Source organism: Acinetobacter sp. YK3 (assembly GCF_001729365.1).
GTDB classification, from domain to species: domain Bacteria; phylum Pseudomonadota; class Gammaproteobacteria; order Pseudomonadales; family Moraxellaceae; genus Acinetobacter; species Acinetobacter vivianii.
In genome coordinates this window covers 1-2,227 of sequence record NZ_LZPJ01000060.1, presented here as the reverse complement: position 1 = coordinate 2,227, position 2,227 = coordinate 1, and the positions used below count along the sequence as shown (strand labels likewise).

Here is a 2,227-nt window from a genome sequence, read left to right as displayed (position 1 = left end):
TGTTTATTGAGGCTAAAGTAGTTAATCTTTCTTCTTCATTTTTTCTAGACTTATTATCATTATCGAATGAATTTTTGATTGTTTCTCTAGAAGTGTCAATATCACTTAGGTTTTTTGTATTTTTAAATACAGAATATAGTTCTATTGAGAGTAAATATATTGTAGGGACACCTATATATGTAAAAATATTCTCTTCAAAAAATAGTTCAAAAGTTTTAGTTTTATCAATTGGTGGATGATATAATTGATAACCGAAGTAGGAGATAAATATTAAGAAAAATGAAAATATTAAAACGAATTTTTTATTTCTTTCAATAATGTTTAAAATAAGTTCAATTACTGAGTTTATACCGCTGGACATTTTTCACCCATAAGAAAAGTATTAAATATTTATAAATTTTAAGTCAAATTGGTTTTAATTTAAAAACTAACTAAACTTAGGTTTTCTCTCTTTTTTTTGAAAATTCTTTTGCGCGTGCGATTTCTTCACGAGTGAGGCTCAAAGAACTTCTCCCCAATTTTTTCATAACTACAGCTAAAAGTTCCTCTAGCGGAACTTCATCTAACTTGTTAAAACTTTTTTGCTCAAAACTTTCTTCCAATCGCGCAACAATATCAGCATTCATTGAACGATTTAATTCCTTTGAAGAATGAGCAATTTTTTGCTTCAAGTCATCAGGAAGTCTTAAATTATATTGTGCATTTAAATGACCACTGCTCATGTTATGCCTTTGAAGTAAAAGATATAAAGTTGATGTATTGTCCACATGTGGACATGTATACATATTAAATAGTGTCTAGTGGGTATTGACAATGGTAGCCGATGGATACTAAATTGTATTTTGTATCCAGTGGGTATTATGAGGAGCTGTAATGGGTAAACATAAGAGTCCGCAATATAATTTGCGATTGCCTTCAGATTTAAAATTTTTTCTAGCTAATCAGGCTAAAAAAGATGGTCGTTCTTTAAATAATTTTATTGTTAAATCACTAGAAGAAGTTCGTATCAAATTACTTACTCAATCGAACTGAAACAATGAAGCCCCTGAATCTTGGCGGACTAGGGGCTTCTATCTAATTCCTGAACGGAGAATAGACATGAGTAGTCTAACATTTAACTTAATCGAATTTCATCCAGTACAACAAAACGATGATCAAATATGGCTCACATCTTCCGAATTAGCGAATGCTTTAGGGTATGTAGATATCCGATCCGTTACCAAAATATATAATCGTTATGCTGATGAATTTAGTGCTGGTATGTGCTTGGTAGTCAATTTAGCCACCAAGGGGTTTGGTAATGGTAATTCTGAAAAAGAAACACGCATATTTTCATTACGTGGTGCGCATCTTATTGCCATGTTTGCCCGTACACCAGTCGCAAAAGAATTCCGAAAATGGGTTTTAGACATTTTAGATAGGGAAGTACAACCTAAAACCAAGAACCATAAAACAGAACGTGTGGTTTTAAACGATGCTGTGAATATGCTTGTAGCAAAGACCAAGCACCTTAACTTTTCAGATGCCTACAAGCTCATTCACCAACGCTTCAACGTGAACGGCATAGACGAGATCTCATTTGATCAGATTCCTGTAGCCGTTGAATACGTTCATCACTTGATTGCACTGTTTAGTGCAGATAATCAACCCAATGCGATGAACGTCAGAGCAATGGCAATGCATCTGGTATGGTTAAGCGGGTGGTGGAGGCAGTTTGGTGCTGCAGTAAGAGGTATCAATCCACACATGGGCTCAGCAATCCATGATCATTTCAACGATGGTGGATTTGTCGCATGGATGTTCATCGACAAAGAAAAACATGCAGAACTAAGAAATAGGATTGATACACATCCTTGGCACTTAGCACCAATGGATCGTTATCATTTATTAAATAATCATTCGTAATCTTTGATGGAGATGACGGGAGTTGAACTCGCGTCCGCAAAACCGCTTTTTAAAAGCGGTTTTTTATGCTTTAAGAGCAGAATTTCACTCAATCTACTCTCTTTATGCATCGCATAGTTGCTCAAGATCACAATCCCATTTATGACATTAACACTTTTAAACTATAAATAAGTACTTATTGTTAGGCTGAAAAATAAACAATTAATGTAACAAAAATAACGGGCAAATATTGGGCGCCGATTAGAATTAAGTAGTTGAATTTATTGAATGAGCGCTACGTTGACATCGTAGAGGTCTCCAGTTCGAGTCTGGATATACCTAC

General features: G+C 34.4%; 4 protein-coding genes. 2 read left to right on the top strand and 2 right to left on the bottom strand.

What is annotated here, in order from left to right; all coding sequences use genetic code 11:
* Together A9Z07_RS05300 and A9Z07_RS05295 are read right to left on the bottom strand one after the other, a co-directional pair.
* The coding region (locus tag A9Z07_RS05300; RefSeq protein ID WP_139126631.1) for a hypothetical protein at positions 1 to 361 on the bottom strand (361 nt) is incomplete at its 3' end.
* A 76-nt stretch (positions 362 to 437) separates the two neighbouring features.
* Positions 438 to 722, bottom strand: coding sequence for an Arc family DNA-binding protein (locus A9Z07_RS05295; protein WP_069577518.1), 285 nt, complete (start codon positions 720 to 722; stop codon positions 438 to 440).
* 151 nt (positions 723 to 873) lie between these two features.
* On the opposite strand from A9Z07_RS05295, the gene A9Z07_RS17575 reads away from it, so the two are divergent.
* Positions 874 to 1,032, top strand: coding sequence for an Arc family DNA-binding protein (locus tag A9Z07_RS17575; RefSeq protein WP_081406410.1), 159 nt, complete (start codon positions 874 to 876; stop codon positions 1,030 to 1,032).
* A 66-nt stretch (positions 1,033 to 1,098) separates the two neighbouring features.
* A complete protein-coding gene (locus A9Z07_RS05290) occupies positions 1,099 to 1,905 on the top strand; it encodes a Bro-N domain-containing protein (RefSeq protein ID WP_069577515.1) in 807 nt (268 codons plus the stop codon).
* Positions 1,906 to 2,227: the final 322 nt, after the last annotated feature.

Bases quoted from the DNA above. Each gene is read 5' to 3' on its own strand.
- A9Z07_RS05295 (WP_069577518.1), bottom strand. From the start codon at position 722: ATGAGCAGTGGTCATTTAAATGCACAATATAATTTAAGACTTCCTGAT.
- A9Z07_RS17575 (WP_081406410.1), top strand. From the start codon at position 874: ATGGGTAAACATAAGAGTCCGCAATATAATTTGCGATTGCCTTCAGAT.
- A9Z07_RS05290 (WP_069577515.1), top strand. From the start codon at position 1,099: ATGAGTAGTCTAACATTTAACTTAATCGAATTTCATCCAGTACAACAA.